Annotated in this window: 20 protein-coding genes and 1 pseudogene; 16 read left to right on the plus strand and 5 right to left on the minus strand. The window is 67.4% G+C overall.

Annotated features, from left to right (window positions below):
• Positions 1-21 precede the first annotated feature (21 nt).
• From IB228_RS12315 to IB228_RS12380, 14 genes are all read left to right on the plus strand, one after another.
• Positions 22-1059 (plus strand): agmatine deiminase family protein, encoded by a 1038-nt coding sequence (locus tag IB228_RS12315; protein WP_192198726.1) that lies wholly within the window; start codon positions 22-24, stop codon positions 1057-1059.
• A 180-nt stretch (positions 1060-1239) separates the two neighbouring features.
• Positions 1240-2211 carry an aldo/keto reductase gene (locus IB228_RS12320; RefSeq protein ID WP_183636768.1) on the plus strand — a complete coding sequence of 324 codons (972 nt, stop codon included), beginning with the start codon at positions 1240-1242 and terminating at the stop codon, positions 2209-2211.
• A 7-nt stretch (positions 2212-2218) separates the two neighbouring features.
• Positions 2219-3508, plus strand: a complete 1290-nt coding sequence (locus IB228_RS12325; protein ID WP_192198727.1) for an MFS transporter — start codon at positions 2219-2221, stop codon at positions 3506-3508.
• Between the two features lie 87 nt (positions 3509-3595).
• Positions 3596-4483: a carbon-nitrogen hydrolase gene (locus IB228_RS12330; RefSeq protein ID WP_192198728.1), complete on the plus strand. Its 888-nt coding sequence runs from the start codon at positions 3596-3598 to the stop codon at positions 4481-4483.
• Between the two features lie 12 nt (positions 4484-4495).
• Positions 4496-5026, plus strand: coding sequence for a GNAT family N-acetyltransferase (locus tag IB228_RS12335; RefSeq protein ID WP_183636774.1), 531 nt, complete (start codon positions 4496-4498; stop codon positions 5024-5026).
• Positions 5019-6275 (plus strand): TraB/GumN family protein, encoded by a 1257-nt coding sequence (locus IB228_RS12340; RefSeq protein ID WP_192198729.1) that lies wholly within the window; start codon positions 5019-5021, stop codon positions 6273-6275. The genes IB228_RS12335 and IB228_RS12340 overlap by 8 nt, the downstream gene beginning before the upstream one ends.
• Positions 6276-6326: 51 nt before the next feature.
• Complete coding sequence (locus tag IB228_RS20075) at positions 6327-7133, plus strand: methyltransferase domain-containing protein (RefSeq protein ID WP_192198730.1); 807 nt, start codon at positions 6327-6329, stop codon at positions 7131-7133.
• A 72-nt stretch (positions 7134-7205) separates the two neighbouring features.
• Positions 7206-7751: an RNA polymerase sigma factor gene (locus IB228_RS12350; protein WP_183636780.1), complete on the plus strand. Its 546-nt coding sequence runs from the start codon at positions 7206-7208 to the stop codon at positions 7749-7751.
• A 31-nt stretch (positions 7752-7782) separates the two neighbouring features.
• Positions 7783-8100 carry a DUF4880 domain-containing protein gene (locus IB228_RS12355; protein WP_183636782.1) on the plus strand — a complete coding sequence of 106 codons (318 nt, stop codon included), beginning with the start codon at positions 7783-7785 and terminating at the stop codon, positions 8098-8100.
• A gap of 96 nt (positions 8101-8196) precedes the next feature.
• Positions 8197-10446 carry a TonB-dependent siderophore receptor gene (locus tag IB228_RS12360; protein WP_192198731.1) on the plus strand — a complete coding sequence of 750 codons (2250 nt, stop codon included), beginning with the start codon at positions 8197-8199 and terminating at the stop codon, positions 10444-10446.
• A gap of 211 nt (positions 10447-10657) precedes the next feature.
• Positions 10658-10936: a DUF3649 domain-containing protein gene (locus IB228_RS19820; RefSeq protein ID WP_328805132.1), complete on the plus strand. Its 279-nt coding sequence runs from the start codon at positions 10658-10660 to the stop codon at positions 10934-10936.
• Positions 10933-12561, plus strand: coding sequence for a PepSY-associated TM helix domain-containing protein (locus IB228_RS12370; protein WP_192198732.1), 1629 nt, complete (start codon positions 10933-10935; stop codon positions 12559-12561). Before IB228_RS19820 ends, IB228_RS12370 begins: the two co-directional genes overlap by 4 nt.
• Positions 12558-12911 carry a DUF3325 domain-containing protein gene (locus IB228_RS12375; protein WP_192198733.1) on the plus strand — a complete coding sequence of 118 codons (354 nt, stop codon included), beginning with the start codon at positions 12558-12560 and terminating at the stop codon, positions 12909-12911. The genes IB228_RS12370 and IB228_RS12375 overlap by 4 nt, the downstream gene beginning before the upstream one ends.
• Before the next feature lie 39 nt (positions 12912-12950).
• On the plus strand, positions 12951-13727 hold the full coding sequence (locus IB228_RS12380; protein WP_192198734.1) for a ferredoxin--NADP reductase: 777 nt from the start codon (positions 12951-12953) through the stop codon (positions 13725-13727).
• Positions 13728-13826: 99 nt separating this feature from the next.
• On the opposite strand, the gene IB228_RS12385 is transcribed toward IB228_RS12380, so the two are convergent.
• The 4 genes and pseudogenes from IB228_RS12385 to IB228_RS12400 all read right to left on the minus strand — a co-directional run bounded on the left by IB228_RS12385 (position 13827) and on the right by IB228_RS12400 (position 21879).
• On the minus strand, positions 13827-16934 hold the full coding sequence (locus tag IB228_RS12385; protein ID WP_183636794.1) for an efflux RND transporter permease subunit: 3108 nt from the start codon (positions 16932-16934) through the stop codon (positions 13827-13829).
• Positions 16931-20398 (minus strand): annotated as a pseudogene (locus tag IB228_RS12390) (efflux RND transporter permease subunit); the annotation flags it as partial. The pseudogene IB228_RS12390 and the gene IB228_RS12385, both read right to left, overlap by 4 nt.
• 50 nt (positions 20399-20448) lie before the next feature.
• Positions 20449-21519: an efflux RND transporter periplasmic adaptor subunit gene (locus IB228_RS12395; protein WP_192198791.1), complete on the minus strand. Its 1071-nt coding sequence runs from the start codon at positions 21517-21519 to the stop codon at positions 20449-20451.
• A 132-nt stretch (positions 21520-21651) separates the two neighbouring features.
• Complete coding sequence (locus tag IB228_RS12400; protein WP_192198736.1) at positions 21652-21879, minus strand: hypothetical protein; 228 nt, start codon at positions 21877-21879, stop codon at positions 21652-21654.
• A 1-nt stretch (position 21880) separates the two neighbouring features.
• On the opposite strand from IB228_RS12400, the gene IB228_RS12405 reads away from it, so the two are divergent.
• Together IB228_RS12405 and IB228_RS12410 are read left to right on the plus strand one after the other, a co-directional pair.
• A complete protein-coding gene (locus IB228_RS12405; protein WP_192198792.1) occupies positions 21881-22291 on the plus strand; it encodes a cytochrome c in 411 nt (136 codons plus the stop codon).
• Between the two features lie 6 nt (positions 22292-22297).
• Positions 22298-22753 carry a cytochrome c gene (locus tag IB228_RS12410; protein ID WP_183636798.1) on the plus strand — a complete coding sequence of 152 codons (456 nt, stop codon included), beginning with the start codon at positions 22298-22300 and terminating at the stop codon, positions 22751-22753.
• Positions 22754-22997: 244 nt separating this feature from the next.
• Here IB228_RS12410 and IB228_RS12415 read toward each other — a convergent pair whose 3' ends face one another.
• Positions 22998-24650 carry a hypothetical protein gene (locus IB228_RS12415; RefSeq protein ID WP_183636800.1) on the minus strand — a complete coding sequence of 551 codons (1653 nt, stop codon included), beginning with the start codon at positions 24648-24650 and terminating at the stop codon, positions 22998-23000.
• Between the last annotated feature and the right edge of the window lie 9 nt (positions 24651-24659).

The raw sequence follows: 24659 nt of genomic DNA on the forward strand, positions 1-24659 counted from the left end.
CCGCACTGACCGATTGGTACGATGACCGACGCTTTCCGTTTTCCCGCCGAGTGGGAACCCCAGTCCGCGATCCTGATTGCCTGGCCGCATGCCGACACCGACTGGGCCGAACGCCTGGGCGAGGTCGAGGAAACCTACGTGGCGCTGGTGGCGGCCATCACCCGCTTCCAGGACGTGGTGATCTGCGTCGCCGACGATGATCTGCAGATCTATGCGGAAGCCCGGCTGCGCTCGGCGCGGGTGGACATGGACCGGGTTCGCTTCGTGCCGGCCGAGTACGACGACACCTGGCTGCGCGACTCCGGCCCGATCAGCCTGCGCGACGGTGGCCGCTTCAAGCTGCTCGACTTCCGCTTCACCGGCTGGGGCGGCAAGTTCGAGGCCAGCCGCGACGACCGCCTGGTCGGCGAGCTGTCCGGCATGAACCTGTTTCACAACTATTTCGTCCAAAGCATTGATTTTGCATTGGAAGGTGGCGCCATCGAAACCGATGGCGAGGGCACGTTGCTGACCACGTGGCAATGCCTGCACGAGCGTCATCCGCAGGCCAGCCGCGAGGAGCTGACCGCGCGGCTGGGCGGCTGGCTGAAACAGGATCGGGTGCTGTGGCTGGATCATGGCTACCTGGAAGGCGACGACACCGACGCCCACGTCGATACCCTCGCCCGCTTCGCGCCTGGCGACGCCATCGTGTTCCAGGCCTGCGACGATCCGGCCGACTCGCACTTCGCCGAACTCCAGGCGATGGCGGCCGACATCGCCGCCCTGCGCACCCGCACCGGCGAACCCTACCGCCCATTCCCGCTGCCCTGGGCGCAACCGGTCCTGGACAACGGTCGCCGCCTGGCCGCCTCGTACGCGAACTACCTGATCCTCAATGGCGCGGTGCTGATGCCGGCCTATGGCGACCCGGCCGACGCCAAGGCGGCGGAAGTTCTGGCGGCGGCCTATCCCGGTCGCGAAATCGTGCAGGTGCCGTGCCGGGCGCTGATCTGGCAGAACGGCAGTCTCCACTGCATCACCATGCAGTTGCCACAGGGCCTGCTTTCCGCGGTCTGAGTGGCGGACTCGGCAGTTGGAAACGAACGGGGCGGATTCGCAGGAATCCGCCCCGTTTCACATTTCAGGTCGAAACATCGCGACTAGGTCTTTGGTTGGGGCGGCATTGAACGCTTCGTTTACACATGCGTGACACCAATCACTGATAACGCTCTCTTGCCCAGCGCGGAGGAGTCCACGGTGTACACACGACGCCAGTTCCTTGCTTCCACCGCCGCGGCCGCCGCGGGTCTTGGCCTCGCGGCCTGCCGTGACACCGCCGAGGCCGGGATGGCCCAGAGCGCGCCGGGCAAGACGCCGTCGGCAGCCAGCACCGCGCTGCCCGGACCGCTCAATACCCGGCTGATTCCACACACGCAGGAGCGCATTCCCGTCATCGGCATGGGCACCTCCGGCAGTTTCGAAGTCGGCGCCAGCGCCGCGGAACAGGATCCGCTGCGCGAGGTGCTGAAACGCTTCTTCACCGCCGGCGCCAGCGTCATCGACACCGCGCCGACCTACGGTACCGCCGAGGATGTGCTCGGTCCCCTGCTGGCCGAACAGGGCCTGCGACCGAAGGCCTGGCTGGCGACCAAACTCTCCGGCGTCACCGGACGCGAGGAAGGCCTGGCCCAGTTCAACGACAGCCTGCGCCGCCTGCGGACCGACAAGGTCGAGCTGCTGCAGGTCCACAACCTCGGGGATCTGAAGGCGCAACTGGCGCTCGCGCGCGAACTCAAGCAGCAGGGCAAGGTGCGCTACGTCGGCGTCACCCACTACGTCGAGCGCGCGCAGGACGAACTGGCCGACATCGTCCAGGCGGAGAAACCCGACTTCCTGCAGATCAACTATTCGGTCGTTTCGCGCGGTGCCGAGAAACGGGTGCTGCCGCTGGCGCAGGACCTTGGTGTGGGCGTGATGATCAACCGCGCGTTCGAGGATGGCCGCTTGTTCGCGCAGGTGAAGGACAAGCCGCTCCCCGGCTGGGCGGCCGAGGCCGGCATCACCAGTTGGGCGCAGGCGTTCCTGAAATTCGCGCTGAGCCATCCTGCGGTGACGGTGGTGATTCCCGCCACCGGCAAGCCCGATCGGCAGAGCGACAACCTGCGCGCCGGCGTCGGCGCGGATCTCGATGCCACCCAGCGCCAGTCGCTGATCGCCCAATTCGCCTGAGTACCCGATGAGCGACGCCTCGCCGCGCCCCAGCCTGATCGCCCGCCTGTTCAACGTCGAACCCCGCGAGACCGCCGCGGTCGTCGCGGGACTGGCGCTGTTCTTCCTGCTGTTCACCGGCTACTTCATGCTGCGTCCCGTGCGCGAGACGATGGGCGTGGCCGGCGGCGTGGACAACCTGCAATGGCTGTTCACCGGCACCTTCGTGGCGACCCTGGCGGCGATGCCGCTGTTCGGCTGGGTGGCGGCGCGGGTACGGCGGCGGCATATCCTGCCATGGACCTTCGGCTTCTTCGTGCTGAACCTGCTGGTTTTCGCCGCGCTGTTCGCGTGGAAGCCGGAGAACGTCTGGATCGCGCGCACGTTCTACATCTGGCTGTCGGTGTTCAACCTGCTGACCATTTCGCTGGCCTGGAGCGTGCTGGCGGACCTGTTCGTGGTGGCGCAGGCCAAGCGGCTGTTCGCGTTGATGGCGGGCGGCGCCAGTCTTGGCGGCCTGTTCGGCCCCATCCTCGGCACCCTGCTGGTCGCGCCGCTGGGGCATGCCGGGCTGGTGCTGCTGTCCGCGCTGTTCCTGGCCGGCAGCATCGCCGCCGCCAACTGGCTGCAGCGCTGGCGCGACGCGCATCCGCTTCCGATCCAGGATGGCGCCACCCGCAGCCGCCCGCTGGGCGGAAATCCGTTCGCGGGCGCGACGGCGGTGTTCCGCTCGCCTTACCTGCTGGGCATCGCCCTGTTCGTGCTGCTGCTGGCCAGCGTCAGCACCTTCCTGTACTTCGAACAGGCGCGGCTGGTCGCTGAGGTATTCCCCGACCGCATCCGCCAGACCCAGGTGTTCGGCTTGATCGACACCATCGTGCAGAGCCTGGCGATCCTGACCCAGATCTTCATCACCGGGCAGATCGCGCGCCGGCTCGGCGTGGGCATCCTGCTGGTACTGGTACCGCTGATCACCGCCGCCGGTTTCCTGTGGCTGGCGCTGGCGCCCACCTTCGCGGTGTTCGCGGTGGTGATGGTGGTGCGCCGCGCGGGCGAATACGCGCTGGTGCGGCCGGGCCGCGAGATGCTGTACACCGTGGTCGGCGCCGAGGACAAGTACAAGGCCAAGAACTTCATCGACACCGTGGTCTATCGCGGTGCCGACGCGCTCAGCGGCTGGGTGAAGCGGATGCTGGATCTGGTCGCGGAGCACCCCGCGCTGGCGATGTTCATCGGCGCCGGCATCGCCCTGGTATGGGCCGGCAACGGCGCCTGGCTGGGGCGCGCCCAGCGCCGTCGCGAGCAGGCCGGCGACTGACGGCGCCGCGCCCGCCGTTCACCCGCGGTCGGCCCGGGGCCGGGCCATCCGCGTTACCATGCGCGTCCGCTCAACACCGCCCCCGCCATGACCCGCAAGACCTCCCTGCCCGTCGCCCTGATCCAGGAAAAGAACCACGGCGATGCCGACGCCAACCTGTCGGTGATCGAGGAACGCGTGGCCGAGGCCGCCCGCCGCGGCGCGCGCCTGGTGCTGCTGCAGGAACTGCACAACGGCCCATACTTCTGCCAGCACGAGTCGGTCGGCGAGTTCGACCTGGCCGAACCGATTCCCGGCCCCAGCACCGAACGCCTGAGCCGCCTGGCGAAGCAACACAACGTGGTGCTGGTGAGTTCGCTGTTCGAGCGCCGCGCCACCGGCCTGTACCACAACACTGCGGTGGTGTTCGAGAAGGACGGCAGCATCGCGGGCAAGTACCGCAAGATGCACATCCCGGATGATCCGGGCTTCTACGAGAAGTTCTATTTCACTCCCGGCGACATCGGCTTCAAGCCGATCGACACTTCGGTCGGTCGCCTGGGCGTGCTGGTGTGCTGGGACCAGTGGTATCCGGAAGCCGCGCGCCTGATGGCGCTGGCCGGCGCCGAGCTGTTGCTGTATCCGACCGCGATTGGCTGGGATCCTGACGACACGCAGGAAGAAAAGAATCGCCAGCGCGATGCGTGGGTGCTGAGCCATCGCGGCCATGCGGTCGCCAACGGCCTGCCGGTGCTCAGTTGCAACCGCGTCGGCCACGAACCCTCGCCGCTGGGCACGTCCGGCATCCAGTTCTGGGGCAACAGCCACGTGCTGGGTCCGCAGGGCGAGTTCCTCGCCGAGGCCGGCACCGACGCCACCCTCCTGAGCGTGGAAGTGGACATGGAACGCAGCGAGCACGTGCGCCGGATCTGGCCGTTCCTGCGTGACCGCCGCATCGACGCCTATGGCGATCTGCTCAAGCGCTACATCGACTGAGGCATCACCCGCTTGCCCCTGCACATCCGCGACGCCACCGAGGCCGACATCCCGGCCATCGCCGCCCTGTACGCCGAGGAAGTGCGCGAGCGCGTGGCGACCTACGAATACGACGTACCCGACGAGGCCGAAATGGCGCAACGCATGCGCGCCGTGCAGGCGGCGGGCTATCCCTACTTCGTCGCCGAACGCGATGGCCGCTTCGCCGGCTACGCCTACGCCAGCAGCTATCGCAGCCGCATCGGCTACCGCTGGACCGTGGAGGACACGGTCTACATCGTTCCCGAGCACCAGGGCCAGGGCGTCGGCAAGGCGCTGCTGCAACGCCTGATCGACGCCTGCGAAGCCAGCGGCTTCCGGCAGATGATCGCGGTGATCGGCGAACCCGCCAACGGCGCCTCGGTCGCCCTGCATGAAAAGCTGGGCTTCCGCACCGTTGGCGTCTTCCAGGGCCTGGGCCGCAAGCACGGCCGCTGGCTCGATACCGTGCAGATGCAACGCGCGCTCGGCGCGGGTGACGGCGCGGCCCCTTCCGATGAATGACACCATGAACGACCCTACGCCGTCCCCTCTTCCCGCCGCGCACGACCCGCTGGCCGGTCAGCCGCACCAGATCGTCGAACGCGACGGCATCCGCTACACCCTGCTCGGCACCGCGCACGTCTCGCGCAGCAGCGTGGACGCCGTGCGCGCGGCGGTCGCCAGTGGCGCCTACGACAGCGTGGCGGTCGAACTCGACGCCGGCCGTCTGCAATCGCTCACGGATCCCGACGCGCTGGCAAAGCTGGATCTCATCAAGGTGCTGCGCGAAGGCAAGACCCACCTGTTTGCCGCCAACCTGGCCCTGGCCGCGTACCAGCGCCGGCTGGCGGAACAACTGGACGTGGAACCCGGCGCCGAACTCAAGGCCGGCGCGCTAGACGCGCGCGAACGCGGGCTGCCGGTGCACCTGATCGATCGCGAGGTCGGCCTGACCTTCAAGCGCGCCCTGCATCGCCTGAGCTGGTGGGGCCGCGCCAAGATCAGCGCCGGCATCCTGGCCGGCATGTTCGCCGACGAGGAAGTCGGCGATGCCGAAATCGAGAAGCTGAAACAGGGTGACATGCTCGAATCGAGCTTCGGCGAATTCGCCCAGGACAATCCGGCGCTGTACGAAACCGTCATCGCCGAGCGGGATCGCTACATGGCCACGCGCCTGCGCCAGGCCGGCGGCCAACAGACCAAGGGCGACAAGCCGCACGAAATGCTGGCGGTGGTCGGCGCGGGCCATCTGCACGGACTGGCCCGGCACCTGCGCGAGGACAACGATGAACCGGCCGCCACGCTCGCCGAGCTGGAGCACATTCCCGAAAAGAGCAGCATTCCCTGGTTCACCATTCTGCTGACCACGTTCGTGCTGGGTGGCTTCGCCTGGGGTTTCTATCGGGGTGGCGTCGACGTCGGTTCGGATCTCATCGTGCAATGGGTGCTCGCGACCGGTGCCCTCGGCGCATTGGGCTGCGCCATCGCCGGGGGGCATCCCCTGAGCATCGCCGCCGCGTTCGTCGCCTCCCCGCTCACCCCGCTGCATCCGGCGCTGGCGTCCGGCACCGTGAGCGCCCTGGTCGAGGCGAGCCTGCGCAAACCGACCTATGCGGATTTCATGGCGCTGCGCGACGATGTGCAGACCCTGCGCGGCTGGTGGCGCAACCGGGTGGCGCGGGTGCTGCTCAACTTCTTCCTGACCAGCCTGGGAACGGCCATCGGCGTGTGGACCGGCGGGCTGCGCATGCTGGGCAAGCTGTTCGGCTGATCCGGCTGCCGATTGTCCGCTCCGGATCCGCTCGATCGATTACGGCAACAGGTGCGGCACTGGACGGCCGACGCCGCCCTGCGCGCGCCGGATCAATGGCGTCGGCGTGGTGATGTGCTGGATCGCCTGGAAGCCTCCGGTTTCCAGGCAGAGGCTGGGCTGTCCCGACAGACAGGCGCGCTGCGCGAAGAACTGGAAGCAATCCATCGCGATTTCTGCGCGATGCTGCGTGGCGCCATCCGCCAGGGCCGGGGCGCGGAAGCGCTCACCGCGCTGACGGCAGGCCAAGGCGACGCACCCGATGGCGATGGCTATGACGCATTGGACGCGCTGTTGGCCGAGGTGCTCGCGCCGGATGCGCCCTCGACGGACATCGGCGGGCTGCTTCCGGACATGGTGTTCTACCAGCCCACGCCGGCGCGCCACTTGCTGGCGCTGCTGCGCCGGCTGGATTTGCGCGAATCCGATGTCCTGATCGATCTCGGTTCGGGCCTGGGCCATCTCCCGCTGCTGACCGCCATCCTCACGCCCGCGCAGGCCGTCGGCATCGAAATCGAGCCCGCCTACGTCGCCAGCGCGCGGCGCAGTGCCGACGCGCTGGCGCTTGAGCACGTCCGCTTCGTCGCCGGCGACGCCCGCACCATCGATCTATCCGCCGCGAGCGTGTATTACCTCTATTCGCCGTTCTCCGGCGCGATGCTGGCCGGGATGCTGGCGATCCTGGAACGCCAGGCGCGCATGCGGCCACTGCGCATCGCCACGCTCGGTCCCTGCACCATCGAAACCGCGACGGCGCCGTGGCTGCGCACCGGCGATGCCATAAGACCGGACGCTCCCGTACTGTTCCACAGTCGTTGACCGCGGTTTCTGGGGCGTCTATGTGATCCACGTTGCCCGCTCAAATGGTAATGACTATCATTTGCGATTATCGTGAGAACTGCCGACGACATGGATGGCTTCACCCGCGTTTTCGTCCGCGAGCGCCAGCGCATCGTTCATCTGGTGCGCCGCATCGTCGGCTGCGACAGCACGGCCGAGGACATCGTGCAGGACACCTACCTGCGGCTGAAGGATCGCCACCTGGGTGAAGCGGATCTCAGCCTGGTGTTCCGCACCGCGCAGAACCTGGCGCTGGATCATCTGCGATCCCGGCGCGTGCGCCACGAGCACGCACGCCAGGCCAGCCACGATACCGACGTTTCCTCCGCATCCCCGGAACAGATGGCGGACAGCCGCGCGCGTCTGGAAGGACTGCTGCAAACCCTGCGCGGACTGCCGCCGCGCACGCGCCGGGTGTTCCTCATGCAACGCATCGATGGCTGGACCTACCCGCAAATCGGCCAGGCGCTCGGCGTATCGACCAGCACGGTCGAAAAGGAGATGATGCTGGCCATGCATCGCTGCCGCGATTTCCTGCGCCGGCAGGCACAGGCCGAGTCAACCGCGGTCGCCGGTGAACGTTACAGGTTGACCTGATCCACATACTGGCCACCGCTCCCAGGCACCCATGTCGGCACCCCACGAGAGCCCAACTCCTTCCCCCTCCGACCAGGCCATTGCCTGGCACGTGCGCCTGCATTCGGGTGTGCCGATGGAGGAGGCCGAGCAGGAACGATTCCTGGCATGGCTGGGTGAACCCGCACACCAGACCGCGTGGGAAGAGACGCTGCAGTTGTCCGAGCAACTGGAACAGCCCGCGCACGTACTCGCGAGCGAGTTTAGTCATATTACTTCCACGCCCCCGTCCCGCGCCGGGCAACCCACGTGGATGGCGGTCGCGGCGTTGTTGCTGTGTTGCGTGGTGATCTACTGCCTGTTGCGTTGAGACGGCGTTCTGCCCGTTGAGTGATTCCCATTGCTGGCGCGTTGTACGTGCGTACCCCACCCGGGGCGAACACCACGCCATTTCAGGAATCACATCATGTCCCCCACCCCCGTTCCCACGCTTCCTTTCCGCCATCCCCTGGCACAGGCCATCACCCTGGCGTGCGCGCTGCTGCCTGGACTCGCCCGCGCGCAGGCCGCCTCGGACGGACCGACGACGCTGGAAGCGATCGAAGTCCACGGTGAAAAGGAAAACAAGAACTCCTATACGGTCCGCGAAACCGGCAGCGCGACCAAGTTGAATCTGTCCCTGCGCGAAACCCCGCAGTCGGTCACCGTCATCACCCGCCAGCGCCTGGACGACCTGGGACTGTTCAGCCTGTCCGGCGTGATGCAGCAGGTCACCGGCGTGTTCGTCCAGTACACCGACAGCGAGCGCGTCAGCTACAACGCGCGCGGCTACGCCATCAACAACATCCAGGTCGACGGCATGCTCAATACCGGCGGCTACGTCAAGGCCGACGGTGATTCGGCCGTGTACGAACGCATCGAAGTGGTTCGTGGCGCCACCGGCCTGACCACGGGCGCGGGAGATCCGTCCGGCACCATCAACCTGATCCGCAAGCGGCCGACCTCCGAATTCGCGATGACCACGGGGCTGACGATCGGGCGCTGGAGCAACCACCGCTTCGAGACCGACATCAGTGGCCCGCTGGGCTGGGATGGTCGGCTGCGTGGCCGCCTGGTCGCCGCCAAGCAGCAGAGCGACTCCTGGCGCGACTTCTACCGGCTCGACAAGAACGTGCTGTACGGCGTGATCGAAGCCGATCTGACGCCGCGCACGCTGCTGACCGCGGGCTACGACTACCAGTCGCCGAAAACCCAGGGCGCCACCTGGGGCACACTGCCCTACTGGATGGCCGACGGCAGTCTGGCGCGATTGCCGCGCAACACCAATCTGTCGGCCAAATGGAGTTCGTGGCCACGCGAGGATCGCCAGGCTTTCGCCCGCCTGGAACAGTCCTTCGCCAATGGCTGGCTGGCCAGACTGGCCTATACCCGTGCCGACAGCGACACCGACGGCTACATGTTCTACGGCGGCGAAGGCTTTCCGCGCGCCGACGGCAGCGGGATCCAGGTGTGGACTTCGCGCTTCCTGGGAAGCACCCGCAGCGATGCCTGGGAGTTCAACGCCGGCGGTCCGTTCCGCCTGTTCGGCCGCGAGCACACCCTGCTGGCTGGCTACAGCACCCTGAGCCAGCGCTCTTACGAACCCTATACGCAAACCCTGCCGCCGGCCGGCTATGCCAGCTGGGCCGACTACAGTCGGATTCCGGACTGGCGCAACTGGGACGGCAACGTGCCCCGGTTCGGCAGTATCCGCCATGGCCACAACGCCTACAGCTCCCGAACCCGGCAGAGCGCCGGTTTCATCGCCGCGCACCTGAATTTCACCGACGCCCTGAAGGCGGTGGTTGGTGCGCGCTACAGCACCTGGGAAACCGCCAACGAGGAACGCTACAACACGGCCGGCACGCTCGAGGCCCGGGGTGGCTACAAAGTCGAAGATGTATTCACCCCCTACGCCGGCGTGCTCTTCGATCTCAATGACAAGCTGACCGCCTATGCCAGCTATACGAGCATCTTCAAGCCACAGGAATATCGCGATCGCAACGACCGCTATCTGGATCCGATCGAGGGCAACAGCTACGAGCTGGGCCTGAAGGGCGAGTTCTTCGATGGCGGCCTCAACGCGAGCGCGGCGGTGTTCCGCAGCGAACAGGACAACCTGGCGGAAATCGATGATACGGTCCCTCCACGGATCATCAACGGCTCGCCGGCCTACGCCTACAAGTCCACCGGCAAGGGCAACCAGGTGCGGGGCTGGGAACTGGAAGTGCAAGGCCAGGTCACCGAGAACTGGAACATCGCCGGCGGCTTCACCCACGCCAAGGCCGAGAACGCGGCCGGCGTTCGCATCAACACCATGCAGCCGGTGGATCTGTTCCGCCTCAATACCTACTACCGCCTGCCTGGCCGCTGGAACCGTCTGAGCATCGGCGGCGGCGTCACCTGGCAAGGCAAGCTCACCGGTACCGGCAACCGGCCGACGGGCGCGTACGACCCGGCCACCGGCGCCCCGCTCACCCGGCGCGCACCGATGGAACAGGACGCCGTCCATCTGCTCAATCTGGCGGCCAGCTATCGCTTCAGCGACAACATCACTGCCAGCCTCAACATCAACAACCTGCTGGACAAGGACTATTACAGCCGGATGGGGTTCTACAACGGCGTGCATTGGGGAGAACCACGCAACGTCACCCTGAACCTGCGCATCCGTCTCTGACCCCGGCATCGGCCACCCGCGCCCGGCAATCCTTGAGGGATGCGGTGGCCTGGCACGTTATAGCGGAATGGACACCGCGCCCGATGGCGTCGGCCGCCGCCAGGGAAGGCGGCTCCCGGGCGGGTGGCGAAGCCGCCTGCCCATTCCTGTCGCAAGCCCGGATGCGTTCGTGAAAGTTCTTTTCTCCCCCCGTCCCCAACGCCTTGCCGGTGTGCTCCGGCATCCGCGCGCCGGCATCGCCTCGCGCAGCCTCGCGGCCATCCTCGGCGGCTATGCGCTGGCCGCCACTACCTCGTCCTTCCTCGCCCTGGCGCTGCCGATGGATCGCGCCCAGGCCGTGCTGACCGGCATGCTGGTCGCGATCGTCGTCTGCGCCTGCGCCGCGCTGTGGGCGTTCGCGGTACGCACCGCCCTGCGCGCCTGGATCGGCATCGCCCTGCCTGCGCTGCTGATGGGCGTGGGCACGGCCTGGCTGGGACCTGCGGCATGAAGCAGGGTTTCCGCCAGTCGATGGCCTGGCTGCACACCTGGACAGGCTTGCTGGTCGGCTGGCTGCTGCTGCTGATTTTCATGGCCGGTACCGCCAGCTATTACCGCGAGGAAATCAGCCGCTGGATGCGTCCGGAGGTACCCAGCACCCTCGCGCGGGGGCCGGAAGCCGCCGAGCGTGCGCTTCAATACCTTCAACGGTACGCGGCGCGGGCCGAAAGCTGGACCGTTACCCTGCCCGACGACCGTAACGGCACCCTGCGGATGTTCTGGCGCAATCCCGAATCCGCCACTTCGCCGGACGAGGGGAAGCGCCGTGGCCGGCGGGGCGGACGCTTCGGCGACGCCACCGTCAACCCCGATACCGGCGAGGCGATTGCCGCCCGCGAAACCCGCGGCGGCGATTTCTTCTACCGCCTGCATTTCGACCTGCACTACATCCCGGTGGTGTGGGCGCGCTACCTGGTCGGCTTCTGCGCGATGTTCATGCTGGTGGCGATCATCACCGGCGTGATCACCCACAAGAAGATCTTCAAGGACTTCTTCACGTTCCGCCCCGGCAAGGGCCAGCGCTCGTGGCTGGATTTCCACAACGTCAGCGCGGTGATGGCGCTGCCATACCACGCGATGATCACCTATACCGGCATCGTCACCCTGATGTTCATGTACCTGCCCTGGGGCGTGAAGGCGGCCTATCCGGCCGACGAGGATGCCTTCTTCAGCGCCGCGTTCGCCCGGTTCGGCGAACCGCGCGACGCCGCGGGGACATCCGCGCCAGGCACACCGGACATCCTGCGTGTGCTCGATGCCTCGCGCCGGTATTGGCAGGGCGGCGAGCCCGGCGGCTTCACCGTTCACCATCCCGGCGATGCGAATGCCGTGGTCGACGTGTTCCAGCGCACCGGCAAGCGCCTGTCGATCGACACGCCCTCGTTGCGTTTCGACGGCGCCACCGGCGCCCTGCTCGATGCCAGCCCCGGTCCGGGTGGTGCCACCCGCACCCGCGGCGTGATGTATGGCCTGCATCTGGCACGCTTCGCCGATCCCCTGCTGCGCCTGCTGTTCTTCCTGTCCGGCCTCGCCGGCTGCCTGATGGTCGCCAGCGGCGTGATCCTGTGGGCCATCAAGGAACGCCCCAAACACCTGAAGACAGGGCGCATCGGTTTCGGCCTGCGGCTGGTGGATGCGCTCAACATCGGCGCGGTCGCCGGCCTGCCGATCGCGTTCGCGGCCTATTTCTGGGGCAACCGGTTGCTGCCGTTGGCGATCGCCGAGCGCGCGTCCGCGGAGGCGAACGTGTTTTTCGCGGCATGGGCGGTCGCGCTGCTGGCCGCTTTCGCCTGGCCCAGGCGCGCCATGTGGGCCTGGCAGCTCTACGTCGCCGCACTGCTGTTCCTGCTGCTGCCGCTGGTCAACGCATTGACCACTTCGACGCACCTCGGTGTCTCGCTCATGCGGCATGACTGGGTGATGGCCGGTTTTGATCTCGCCATGCTTGCGCTGGGTGCCGGCCTGGCCTGTGCCGGCCGCCGCATGCAGCGCTGGCAACCGCCGGCAAGCGCGGCGGCGCGGCGACGGCAGGCCGCCAATGTCGCCAATACGGGGCCGGCGGGAGCGAACGCATGAGCGTGCTCGTGTTCCTGCTGCTGACGGCTCTGGCCTATGCGGGTTTCGCGGCGCTGTGCCTGTCGATGGAAAAACACCAGATGGATCTGCACGGCGCCGCACGGGCCGGTACCGGCCGGATGCGCCAGTGGCGCTGGCTCGGCGGGAGCCTGCTCGCGCTGGCCCTGCTGGTGGCCGGCCAGGCCGAGGACTGGGCGCGCGGTCCGGTGATCTGGTTGGGCGCGATGACCGCAGCCGGTCTCTTGCTTGCGCTGGGCGTCCTGCCTTACCGGCCGCGCTGGCTGGCGGGTCTTGCCTGGACGCTCGCCGGTCTGGTGGCGCTGGCCGCCCTGCACAGGTGGCTGGCGTGAGCGCGGCCGCTTCGTTTCTTCCCCCGCCGGAGTCGTTTGATGAGCCTGCACGCGATTGAGCGCGTCACCCATGTCCACCACTGGAACGACAGCCTGTTCTCGTTCCGCACCACGCGTGATCCGGGCCTGCGCTTCGAGAGCGGCCATTTCGTGATGATCGGGCTCGAAGTCGACGGCCGTCCGCTGATGCGGGCCTACAGCATCGCCAGCCCGCACTGGGAAGAACATCTCGAATTCTTCAGCATCAAGGTCCAGGACGGGCAGCTGACGTCCCGGCTCCAGCATCTTCAGGTCGGCGATCCGGTGCTGGTCAGCCGCAAGCCCACCGGCACGCTGGTCCTGCACGACCTGCATCCCGGACGGCATCTGTATTTGCTCGGCACCGGCACCGGCCTGGCCCCGTTCATGAGCATCATCCAGGATCCGGAAACCTACGAGCGCTACGAGAAGGTCATCGTCGCGCATGGCGTGCGGCACATCAGTGATCTGGCCTACTCGGCCTTCATCGAGCGGGATCTGCCGGCGCACCCGTTCCTCGGCGCGCAGATCCGGCAGAAGCTGCTCTACCACCCGACCGTGACCCGCGACGCCTTTCGCAACACCGGCCGGCTCACCGCGCAGCTCGCCGATGGCCGCCTGGCGGATGCAAGCGGATTGCCGCCGCTGCATCCGGCCCGCGATCGCTTCATGATCTGCGGCAGCCCGTCAATGCTCGCCGAGATCCGCGCCCTGCTGGACCAGCGGGGCTTCCAGGTTTCGCCCCGGACCGGCCATCCCGGGGACTACGTGTTCGAACGCGCCTTCGTGGAGAAGTAACACCCGTCGTTGCATGTCCTCCTGGCGGAAGGAGGATGAGGAAGGAAAAAAGAAGGCCGGCTTTGGGCCGGCCTTCCTGGTCAGGCACGCCTGTCCGCGTTACTCCGTATGCAATGCGGTGAGGCTGGCCGCCGCCGGCGCATCGCCCTTGCCACGCGCACGCCGGAGGGCCCGGACCGTACCGCTGCGCAGATCGTCGAGGATCGCGTAGATGGTCGGCAGGAACAGCAGGCTGACCACGGTGGAGAACGCCAGCCCGCCGGCGATGGCGCGCGCCATCGGGAAGTACGGCGGGCCATCACCCGCCAACTGGGTATTGCTGATCGCAATCGGCACCATTGCCAGGATCGCCGTGCCCATCGTCATCATGATCGGGCGCAGGCGTTCGCGGCTGCCTTCCACCAGCGCCTCGGTGCGGGACATGCCGCGCCGTCGCAGGTTGTTGATGTGCTCGATCATCACGATGCCGTTGTTCACCACCACGCCCATCAGCACCAGGATGCCGATGAAGGCCATGATGTTGAATTCGGTGCCGGTCAGCCAGAACAGCCAGAACACGCCCAGCACCGAGAACAGCACGCCACTCATGATCGCCGACGGGAACAGCAGCGACTCGAACACCGCCGCCATCACCACGTAGATCATGATCAGGGCAATCAGCAGGTTGAACATCATCTGCTGCATGGCTTCCTGATCCTCCTGGAAACCACCGCCATCGAAGCTGTAGCTGTAACCCGCCGGATACGCCAGCGGCTTGAGGGTATCCTCCATCGCCTTGCGCGCTTCCGGCATCGACACCTTGTCGGCCAGGTTGGCCTGGATGGTCAGCGTGGTCTGGCGATTGGAACGCTGGACCTCGTTGGCCGACGGCTTGATGGCCACGTCGACCATCGCCAGCAGCGGCACGGTGCGGCCATCCGGTGCGCGCACGGTGAACGATTCCAGATCCTCGGAACCATAATGTTCGGCGCCGGAGAAGCGAACCCACACCGGCACCTCGTTCTCGCCACGGCGGAATTCGCGCAGCGGCGCGCCGCGCAGGGCCAGTTCGACGAAGCGCCCCACTTCCTGGGCGCTGAAGCCGAACGCCAGCGCACGCTCGCGATCCACGCGCACCGCCAGTTCGCTGTTGCGGTCGCCGCTGTTCACGCGCACGTCGGTCAATTCCTTGCGCTTGGCCAGGATCGGCACGACTTCGTTGGCCAGCTCGGTCAGGGTCTGGGTGGAATCACCCACCAGTTGCACCGACACGCTCTGCGCCTGCTGGCCGCCACCGCCACCCGGTCCGCCCTGGTCGCCGATGCCGACGTTGGCACGCGCCGACTTCGGCAGGTCCTTGCGGATGGCATCGACCAGTTGCTTGCTCTCGGTGATGTCCTTGGTGTCCAGCTTGATGTTGGTGCCACCCCAGCCCTGTTCGCTGAAGAACGAATAGATCTGGGTGATCTTGAAGCGCTTGCGGTTGGCTTCCAGGTAGGCCTCGATCTTGCCGACTTCCTGCGACATCTGCTCCTTGGTGTAGGCGCCCTTCCACTGGTAGAAGATTCGCGTCTCGCCGGCATCCTCGCCGCCGAACATGTTGGTCTTCATCTGGGTCATCGGCAGCACGCTGGCCGCGATGATCAGCAGGATGCCCAGCACGCTCCAGCCGCGATGGGCCAGTGTCCAGCGCAGCAGGCCGGCGTAGCGGCGCTGCATGCGCGGAATCAGCCCGTCGGGCTTGCTCACCGCCGGCGGCGTCTTCAGCCGCGCGGAGATCATCGGGATCAGGCTCACCGCGACCAGCCAGGACGCCAGCAGCGACACCGAGATGGTGATGGCGATCTGGGACAGGAAGATGCTCAGCATGTTGCGTTCGCCGAACATCGTCGGCACGAACACGATGCAGTGGCACAACGTACCCGCCGACAGCGCGATGGCGACGTGGCGGGTGCCGACGATCGAGGCCAGCACCGGCTGGCCCGGCATCCGCTCGCGTTCCTGGTAGATGCTCTCCACCACCACCACCGCGTTGTCCACCAGCATGCCCACGGCCAGCAGCAGCCCCATCATGCTGAGGATGTTGAGGGTGACGCCGGCGAAGTACATGAAGCCCAGGGTCATCACGAAGCAGATCGGAATCGCCAGGGTCACCATCAGCGTCGACGGCCAATGGCGCAGGAAGAAGAACAGCACCGCGATAGAAAGCACCAGGCCGATGCCGCCGGCTTCGGCCAGGCTCAGCAGCGAGGAGGTGACGTTGTCGCCCTGGTTGTCCATCACCAGGACCTGCACGTCGTTCAGTGCCGGGCTTTCGCGAATCGCCTCCACTTCCTTCAGCGCCGCGCTGGAGACTTCCACCAGGTTGGCGTTGCGCTCCTTGAAGATGTCCAGGCCCACCGCCGCGCGCCCGTCCAGGCGGCGCCCGTAGTCCATCCGCGCCGGCTTCAGCCGCACCTCGGCGATGTCGCCCAGGCGCAGGCCGCTGTTGTTCAGCACCAGCGAGCGCAGTTGTTCGAGATCGGCCAGTTCGCCCACCGGCTGCACGCGCAGGCGGCGGCCTCCGTCGGTGATCTGCCCGGCCGAGACCGAGAAATTGACGGCTTGGAGGCGGGTGGTCAGCTCGTTGAGGCTCAGGTTGTGCGCGGTCAGGCGATCCGGCTCGATCGCGATTTCCACCTCGTTGGCCGGCGCGCCGGACACCTCGACCCGCGCCACGCCGGGAATCCGTTCCAGCCGGCGCTTGAATTCGCGGTCGATCATGTCGTACGCGCCGGTCAGGTCGGTGGCACTGGCCAGGCGCACCCGCAGGACCGGTTCGTCGGTGGTCGAGAACTTGAAAACGAAGTAGCGCTGCAGGTCGTCCGGCAAGTCGTCACGGATGGCGTCGATGCGCTCGCGCGCCTCCGAGGCGGCGATGGCCACGTCGCGGTTCCAGTCCGAGAACTGGATGAAGATGTTGGCCCCATCCGAGCGCGCGGAGCTGTCCATCCGCTTGATGCCGGTCATGGTCGAGAGCGTTTCCTCGACCGGCCGCAGCACCGTGCGCTCGACCTCTTCCGGGGTCGAGCCGGTGTACGGCAGCTGCACCATGATGAACGGCGGCGACACGTCCGGGAACGCTTCCAGCGGCAGCCGGATCGCCGCGATCATGCCGATCACGAACAACGACACGAAGAACATGATCGTCGTGACCGGCCGCTTGATGCTGAACTCGGCGACGCTCATGCGTGCTCCGCCGCGGCCGTGCCGCCCTCACCCGCACCATCAATGCCTTCGGCCGAGGCGCGATTGCGGCGCCCGCGCTCCAGGTAGTAGTCATCGGCGCGGCGGTCCAGCAGGTTGTAGACCACCGGGATGACCAGCAGGGTCAGCAGGGTCGACACCAGCAGGCCGCCGATCACGGTGATCGCCATCGGCGAACGCACTTCCGCGCCCGGACTGCCGAACAGCGGCGCGACGGCCAGGGGCAGGAAGCCGAACAGCGTGCACAGCGTGGTCATCACGATCGGGCGCAGGCGCGAGCGCGCACCCTCGATCAGGGCCTCGCGCTTGGCCACGCCGGCCTCGCGCAACTGATTCACCTTGTCGATCAGGATGATCGCGTTCTTCACCACCAGGCCGACCAGCAGGATCAAACCGATGAACACCACCACCGACACCGGCGAGCGCGTCATCAGCAGCGCCAGCACCGCGCCGACCAGGGCCAGCGGGATGGTGAACAGGATGACGAACGGATGCAGCAGCGACTCGAACTGCGAGGCCATCACCAGGTAGACCAGGAACACCGCCAGGGCGAACGCGAACAGCAGCGAGCGCACCGACTCGGCGAGTTCCTCGCCCTGTCCGCCGATGTGCATGCCGATGGCCGCGCCCAGCGGTTCCTTGGCGACCATGTCGCGCACCTCGGCGACGGCGCCGCCCAGGTCGATGTCGCGCAGGTTGGCCGAGACGATCGCCACCCGGATCTGGTCGGTGCGATGAATCTCGCTGGGACCGGTGGTGGACACCACGTCGGCGACCGCGTCCAGGGTCACCGGCCGGCTGCTGCCGGGATTGACGATCAGACGGCGGATGCTCTCCACGCTGGCGCGGTCGGTTTCCTGCGCGCGCACCAGCACGTCGATCTTGCGATCGCGGAAGCTGTAGCGCGTGGCCACTTCACCGCGGACCTTCTTCACCACCACGTCGGCAATCTGGCGGGTAGTCAGGCCCAGCGCACCGGCGCGCTCCTGATCGAAGCGGATCTGGATCTCCGGGAAGCCCTCCTCCACCGTCGACTTGACGTCGGCGTAGTGCGGATTGTTGCGCAGCATCGCCGCCAGCTTGCGGCCGGCCTGCTCGATCGAGGCCAGATCCTGTCCGCGCAGCTCCACCTCCAGCGGGGTGGAGAAACTGAACAGTTCGGGACGGGCGAAGTCCACCTGCACGCCGGCGTGCGACTGCATGGTCGCGCGCAGGCGCTCGGTCTCGGCGGCCTCGATCTTCTCGCTGCCGCCACCGGCCATCACCACCGTCAGCTTGCCGATGTTCTCGCCGCTCTCGGTCGGGCTGGCATCCAGCCGGGTACCGCTGCCGCTGACGCCATACAGCGATTGCACGCCGTCATCCTTGGAGTGCTTCTGCTGCAACTCGCGGACCAGCGCGTCGGTGTCCTTCAACGGCGTGCCAGGCGGCAGCTTGACCGTCATTTCGAAGCGATCCTGGGCCAGCTGCGGAATCAGGTCCGCGCCCAGCATCGGCACCGTCAGCAGGGTCAGGCCGAATGCCGCGCCGGCGAAGCCCAGCACCAGCCAGGGTCGTGCCAGCGAAGCCGGCAGCAGGCGCAGATAGGCACGCTCGGCGCCGTTGTACGGCATCATCACCAGGTCGCTGAGCTTGCGCATGATCGGACCGACCACCGCGGCCATGCCGCGCCACGCCTTCACCACGAACCAGGCGATGCCGAAGAACACGGAGCGGAACGCCAGCCCGATCAGATGGCCGACGAAGGCGAACGGACGCTGCCAGGCCGAGGTCGGCTGCCAGCGCGGATGCGGTGCTTCCTCCGGGAACGCCAACGGCGGGCGGCCCTTGAGCGAGCTCAGCATCGGAATCAGGGTCATCGCCACCACCAGCGAAATCGCGATGGCGATCGCCACGGTCAGTGCCTGATCGCGGAACAACTGGCCGGCGATGCCTTCCACGAACACCAGCGGCAGGAACACCGCCACCGTGGTCAGGGTCGACGCCACCACCGCCATGCTCACTTCGCGGGTGCCGGCGATCGCCGCCTGCAATATGCCCAGTCCGCGCTCGCGCGCCTTGGCGATGCTCTCCAGCACCACGATGGAATCGTCCACGACCAGGCCGGTCGCCAGCGCCAAACCGCCCAGCGACATCACATTCAGGCTCAAGCCTAGCTGGCCCATGAAGAAGAACGTGGTGATGATCGACACCGGCAGCGACAGGCTGATGACGAACGTGCTCCAGCCATCGCGCAGGAACATGAAGATGATCAGGATCGCCAGGATGCCGCCGATGACCGCGTCCTTCTTGACGTCGGCAATCGCTTGCTCGATGAACAGCGACTGGTCCTCGATGGTGGTCAGCTCGACGTCCGGTGGAATCTGGCTCTTGAGCTCTTCCAGCTTCTTCTTGACCGCGTCGGCGGTGGACACGGTGTTGGCGTCGCCTTCCTTGTAGATGGCCAGCTCCACCGCTTCCTTGCCGGCCAGGCGGATGATCGCCTCGCGCTCCTTGTAGCCCTGGCGGACATCCGCGACGTCCTTCAGCCGCACCGCCATACCGCCGGCGATGGCGCTTGTATCGCTCGAAGACGCGCTCTGCACCGAAGCCGCCGCGGCCATCGCCGCCGCCGAACCGGTGGACGCGGCGATCGCCGCCATCTGCGCGGCCGCCGATTGCGCGGCGCTGCTGCCGCCGTTGGTCTGCGCGGTGATCAGCATCTCGCGGATTTCGTTGACCGTGGCGAACTGGTTGACCGTGCGCACCAGGTAACGCTGCGAACCCTCTTCCAGGCGACCGCCGGAGATATTGATGTTCTCCTGTTGCAGGCGCTGGATGACGTTGTCGATGGGCAGGTTCAACTGGGCCAGCTTCTGCTGGTCGATGTCGACCTGGATTTCGTCTTCCAGGCCGCCGCCGACCTTGACCGCGGCCACACCCTCGACGGGCTCGAGCTTCTTCTTCAGATCGTCGTCGGCGTAGCGGCGCAGCTCGGTGAGCAGGCGCACCGCGTCGGCATCATTGGCCGGCGCGTTCTTGTTGGACAGCGCCAGGCGGACGATCGGCTCGGTGGAGGGATTGAAGCGCAGCAGCACCGGGGCCTTGGCCTCCAGCGGCAGTTGCAGTACTTCCATCTTGTCGCGGACTTCCAGGCTGGCCTGGTCCATGTCCGTGCCCCAGGCGAATTCCAGCACCACGTCGCTCTGACCGGTGCGCGAGACCGACTTGAGCTTGCGCAGGTTCTTGACCACGCCCAGCGCTTCCTCGACCGGCTCGGAAATCAGGGTCTCGATTTCCGACGGCGCCGCACCGGTGTATTCGGTGCGCACGGTCAGGGTCGGATAGCTTAGATCCGGCAGCAGGTTGACCTTCAGGCTGCCGAGGGCGATGACGCCGAACAGCAGCATGGTGACCGTGATCATCGCGATGGTCACCCGGCGGCGGGTGGAGAACTCCACCAGGCCGCTGCCCAGCCGCCCTTGCGGCTGGGAATCGTGGGGATCCGGATGGCCGCTCATTGCTTGCTACCAGCCTCGACGGCCTCATCCTTCGCCGCTACCGCCTTCGGAGCGGGATCACCGATCACCTGCACGGCACTGCCATCGCGCAGGGCCACCTTGCCTGCGGTGACCACGCGATCGCCCGGCTTCAGGCCTTCGCGCACTTCCAGCCATTCGCCATCGGCGTAGCCCAGCTTCACCGGCACCCGCGCGGCCTTGCCGTCACGGACCACGAACACCGCCGGGTCGCCATCGTCCAGCAGCGCGATGCGTGGCACCACCAGTGCGTCGGCGCGTTGGTCGTAATCGATGCGGATGCGGCTGAACATGCCCGGCTGCAGGGTCGCGTCGGCGAACGCGCAGACCACCCGGAAGGTGCCGCTGCCGGCATCCACCACATTGGCCACGCGATCGACCACGCCCTGGAAGGTCTTGCCCGGCAGCGCGTCGGCCTGCAGCAGAACCGGCAGGCCGGCCTTGAGCGTCGCCAGTTCGCGCTCGGGCACGTTGAGCGTGGCTTCCAGCTTCGAGTTGTCGACGATGCGGAAGATCGGCGTGTTGATCTGGACGAAGTTGCCGGTCTTGATCGAGCGCGAGGCGATCACGCCGGAAATCGGCGCCACTACCGTCGTATAGGACAGCTCCAGCTTGGCCAGGTTGTACTGCGCGCGCGCGTTCTCCAGATCGAACTTGATCTGGTCCACGTCGTTGGCGCTGATCATCTGCTGATCCACCAACTGGCGGGCGCGGTGGTAGTTGTTCTCCAGCTTGCGCATCTGCGCCTCGGCCTGGGCCACGGCCAGGCGCGCGCGATCCGGATCCAGCCGCACCAGCGCCTGCCCGGCCTTGATCTGCTGGCCTTCCTCGACCATCACCGCCAGCGCCACGCCGGAGGTCTTGGCGACCACCTGCGACTCGGCGCGCGGTTCCAGGGTGGTGGTGCCGGTGTAGCTGGCGGCCACGGCGCGGCGGCTGGCCGTCACCGCTTCCACCGGCACCGCGTCGGCGGCCTTGGCCTCGGCCCCGTTCTTGGCCTGGGCTTCGGGCGCGGGGCCGCCGCCCTTGCAGGCGGACAGGACCAGCATGCCGCACAGGACGGGCAGCAGGGCCAGGCGCAGGTGGGAGCGGCCGGATTGGGGGTGGGCTCGGGACATGGGGTGGACCGTGGTGGTGTTGTTTAGGTGTTGTATGAAGGTATATCACCCATTCAGCCGGAATCATGCGCCGAAGGTCATGGTGACCAGCATCCGTAATGGCCGCTTTTGCAGCGTCGATGCGTGCGGAGCGACCTGGATCCGGTTGCCGCCAAGGGTGCATCGACCATGCGGCACCGGCGTGACCGTCCGGCGGATGGCGGCATTCGTGACGTTAACGTTATACTTCGCGAAGCCAAGCGCTGCGGTTGGACGCGGCGCGCGCAAATGAGAGTCCCGGATTAACGACATGATGCGACCGCTTCCGCTCGCCGCTTGCCTTGCCTTGGCCGCCGCCCTGCCGATGGCCGCCCTGACCGCCCAGACCCCCACCAGCGAAGCCGCGCCCGCGCCGGCCCCTGCTGCTGCGGCTCCGGCGGCTGCTCCCGCCGCCCCTGCCGCCACGCCGATCACCGGCAACGCCGACAAGGGCCGCACCCTGACGTACACCTGCCAGGGCTGCCACGGCATCACCGGCTACAAGAATGCCTACCCGAACTACCACGTGCCGCGCATCGGCGGCCAGTCGGCGGAATATCTGGTCAATGCGCTGACCGAATACAAGAAGGGGGCCCGCAAGCACCCGACCATGCAGGCGCAGTCCGAAAGCTTCTCGGATCAGGACATCGCCGACATCGCCGCCTTCCTTTCCACCGTCAAGTAATCCGCCATGCCCAACGCCAAGCACGCCCAGCGTCTAGCCATCGCCCTGCTCGCCGCCCTCGCCCTGGCGGCATGCTCCAAGGTGGAAACCAACGAGACCGCCGCCGCCGATCCCGGCCACGCCAGTGGCGAGCACGGTTCCAGTTCCTCCGCCGGCCTGCCGGACGGCCGCATCGCCGCAGGCGAGCAATTGGCCAACGCCAAGGGCAAGGCCACCGGCCAGAGCTGCATCGACTGTCACGGCGCCGACGGCAATGCCCCGATCGACGGCACCTACCCGAAGCTGGGTGGCCAGTACGCCGACTACATCGCGCATGCGCTGCAGGCCTACCGCGCCGGCGATCGCCAGCACGCGCTGATGTCGCCGCAGGCCGCCGGCCTGAGCGACCAGGACATCTCGGATCTGGCCGCCTACTTCGGCTCGCGCGAGTCCAAGCTGCGCGACCTGCACGGCGTGCACTGAAACCGCGACAGGCAGACATCCTCGTCGGAGACGGAGCCGCAAGGCTCCGTTTCTTTTTGTGCCGATGACATCCGCAATGGCCGGGTCCACCCCCATCGACCCTGGATTCGAGCCGTATGCCGCATGCCATGCGGGCCTTGCATCATCGTGATGCCATTGCTGGACGGTTGGCCGGAAGACGCCAGCTGTTTTCCCCCAACTCTTGTATCGCGCCACCGAACGGCCACACCCGTGGCGCCCGGCGTCAGGAATCGGTGGGAATGGGCGTGCGCTTGGTCGGGATTTCCGGTGGCGGACGCGCCGAAGCCGGTTGTTCGTTGAGATTGGGGTCGAACAGGCCGCAGCCGCCGCCCAGTTGCAGCACGGACACCACGCAGCGGATTTTCTTGCGGGTTCCGGGAATCGGAATAACCGCTTCGCGGATGTTGCGCCGGACCCATTCGGCCAACAGCGACTCGTTCGGCACCCAGTACTTGTCGAAGCTTGTCGGTTCGTAGTCGTAGGGCGGACGTTGGAGCCAGGTGCCGGAGCTGTCGATCTTCTCGCGCGTCCACTGGTCATTGCCGCCGCCGGGCGCGCCGCGTTCGCTGGCGGTCGCCGGACCCTCGCCGGCACCGGCGCCGGTCGGCACCCGCACGCTGCCATCGGCGTTGAACAGGCCCGGCTTCTGTCCGGCATTGGCGCCGCTGTCGCCAGCGACGTTGCGCCGCGAAGCTCCCCAGTCGTCGCCGCGCTGCGGTGTGGCCCAGCCGCCGCTGCGATCGGCCTGCGCCGGTCCCGATCGCGTCGCCCCGGGCTGCAGGCCTTTCGACGCCGAAGGCGTGGCCGCCTGCGGACCTGTGCCGGTATCGCGGGCGGTGGCCGGGGCCGGCGTGCTCGCGGCACTGGCATTGCCCTGCGTCGTGGCCGGGCGCGGCGCCGGAATCTCGCGTTCGCGCACGCCCGGGGCCGGCTGTTGCAGATCGCGTACCGGCGCCACCCGCGTGGGTACCTGCGCCGTGCGCACCTGTGGCAACGGCGCGGCGATCTCGCGCTCCTGCACCTGCGGCACCGGTCGGTTGATTTGCGGTGCGGCGATGCCGCGCTGCGTGTCCACGCGCGGTACCGCCGGGGTTTCCAGCACGGTGACCTCGCGCTGCGGCACGCTCAGTTCGCGCGGGGTGATCGTGGGCGCGGTCACCGCATCGCGACGCAGATTGGGCGGCGGCAATACGTATTCGGTGGTCGGCGCCGGCACTTCGGTGACCTGCACCGGCTGCGGTGCCTGCGGTGCCGGCTCGGCGATTTCGCGTTCGCGCACCTGCGGTGTTTCGGTGGCCAGCGTCGGCGACGGCGGCACGAATTCGGGCATCCGCCGGGGCGTGGCCACGGTGCTGGCATCCTGGCTCGCGGCCTCGCCACCGGAAGCGGCCGGCGCCGGCGAAGAGGTCGCCTGCGGCGCGCCGCCACCGGTTTCCTCGGGCGTGCCGCGGCCGACGAATTCGACCTGCACGCGGCTGCTGTCGCCGGCTTCCGCCGGCGATGGTGGCAGGCGGACCACCGCGACCCAGACCAGCAGCAGCACGAACAACAGGTGCATCAGCAGGCTGGTGAAACCAGCCAGCCAGCGGATGCCGCGTTCCTCGCGCGGCGGCGGATCCCAGTCCTGGTAGAACAGCGAACGCAGACCGCCCCAGAAACCCAGCGCAGGCGCGATCGGACCCGGCGGTGGCGGCGGGCGCGTCATCAGATCCGTGACGATGGCTTCGGACCTTTCGCGGGTGATGATGCCGAGCCGTTCCGGCAGCGCGCGCAGCCAGAGTCCCCAGCCATACGGCAGGCCGGTGTGACGCTCCAGTATGGGAGCCGCCTTGCGCGGCAACAGCGCCTGGATGATGAGTTCGGCGGCTCGCGTCACCGGCGCGGG

The sequence above is a fragment of the Pseudoxanthomonas sp. PXM04 genome (assembly GCF_014851695.1).
GTDB lineage: Bacteria > Pseudomonadota > Gammaproteobacteria > Xanthomonadales > Xanthomonadaceae > Pseudoxanthomonas_A > Pseudoxanthomonas_A beigongshangi.

What these genes read in the sequence shown, in the direction of transcription:
- IB228_RS12315 (WP_192198726.1), top strand. Translation starts at nt 22, where the DNA reads ATGACCGACGCTTTCCGTTTTCCCGCCGAGTGGGAACCCCAGTCCGCG.
- IB228_RS12395 (WP_192198791.1), bottom strand. Translation starts at nt 21,519, where the DNA reads ATGCTGGTCCTGTCCGCCTGCAAGGGCGGCGGCCCCGCGCCCGAAGCC.
- IB228_RS12370 (WP_192198732.1), top strand. Translation starts at nt 10,933, where the DNA reads ATGAAGCAGGGTTTCCGCCAGTCGATGGCCTGGCTGCACACCTGGACA.
- IB228_RS12385 (WP_183636794.1), bottom strand. Translation starts at nt 16,934, where the DNA reads ATGAGCGTCGCCGAGTTCAGCATCAAGCGGCCGGTCACGACGATCATG.
- IB228_RS12330 (WP_192198728.1), top strand. Translation starts at nt 3,596, where the DNA reads ATGACCCGCAAGACCTCCCTGCCCGTCGCCCTGATCCAGGAAAAGAAC.
- IB228_RS12375 (WP_192198733.1), top strand. Translation starts at nt 12,558, where the DNA reads ATGAGCGTGCTCGTGTTCCTGCTGCTGACGGCTCTGGCCTATGCGGGT.
- IB228_RS12355 (WP_183636782.1), top strand. Translation starts at nt 7,783, where the DNA reads ATGTCGGCACCCCACGAGAGCCCAACTCCTTCCCCCTCCGACCAGGCC.
- IB228_RS12410 (WP_183636798.1), top strand. Translation starts at nt 22,298, where the DNA reads ATGCCCAACGCCAAGCACGCCCAGCGTCTAGCCATCGCCCTGCTCGCC.
- IB228_RS12380 (WP_192198734.1), top strand. Translation starts at nt 12,951, where the DNA reads ATGAGCCTGCACGCGATTGAGCGCGTCACCCATGTCCACCACTGGAAC.
- IB228_RS12360 (WP_192198731.1), top strand. Translation starts at nt 8,197, where the DNA reads ATGTCCCCCACCCCCGTTCCCACGCTTCCTTTCCGCCATCCCCTGGCA.
- IB228_RS12400 (WP_192198736.1), bottom strand. Translation starts at nt 21,879, where the DNA reads ATGTCGTTAATCCGGGACTCTCATTTGCGCGCGCCGCGTCCAACCGCA.
- IB228_RS12405 (WP_192198792.1), top strand. Translation starts at nt 21,881, where the DNA reads ATGCGACCGCTTCCGCTCGCCGCTTGCCTTGCCTTGGCCGCCGCCCTG.
- IB228_RS12340 (WP_192198729.1), top strand. Translation starts at nt 5,019, where the DNA reads ATGAATGACACCATGAACGACCCTACGCCGTCCCCTCTTCCCGCCGCG.
- IB228_RS12325 (WP_192198727.1), top strand. Translation starts at nt 2,219, where the DNA reads ATGAGCGACGCCTCGCCGCGCCCCAGCCTGATCGCCCGCCTGTTCAAC.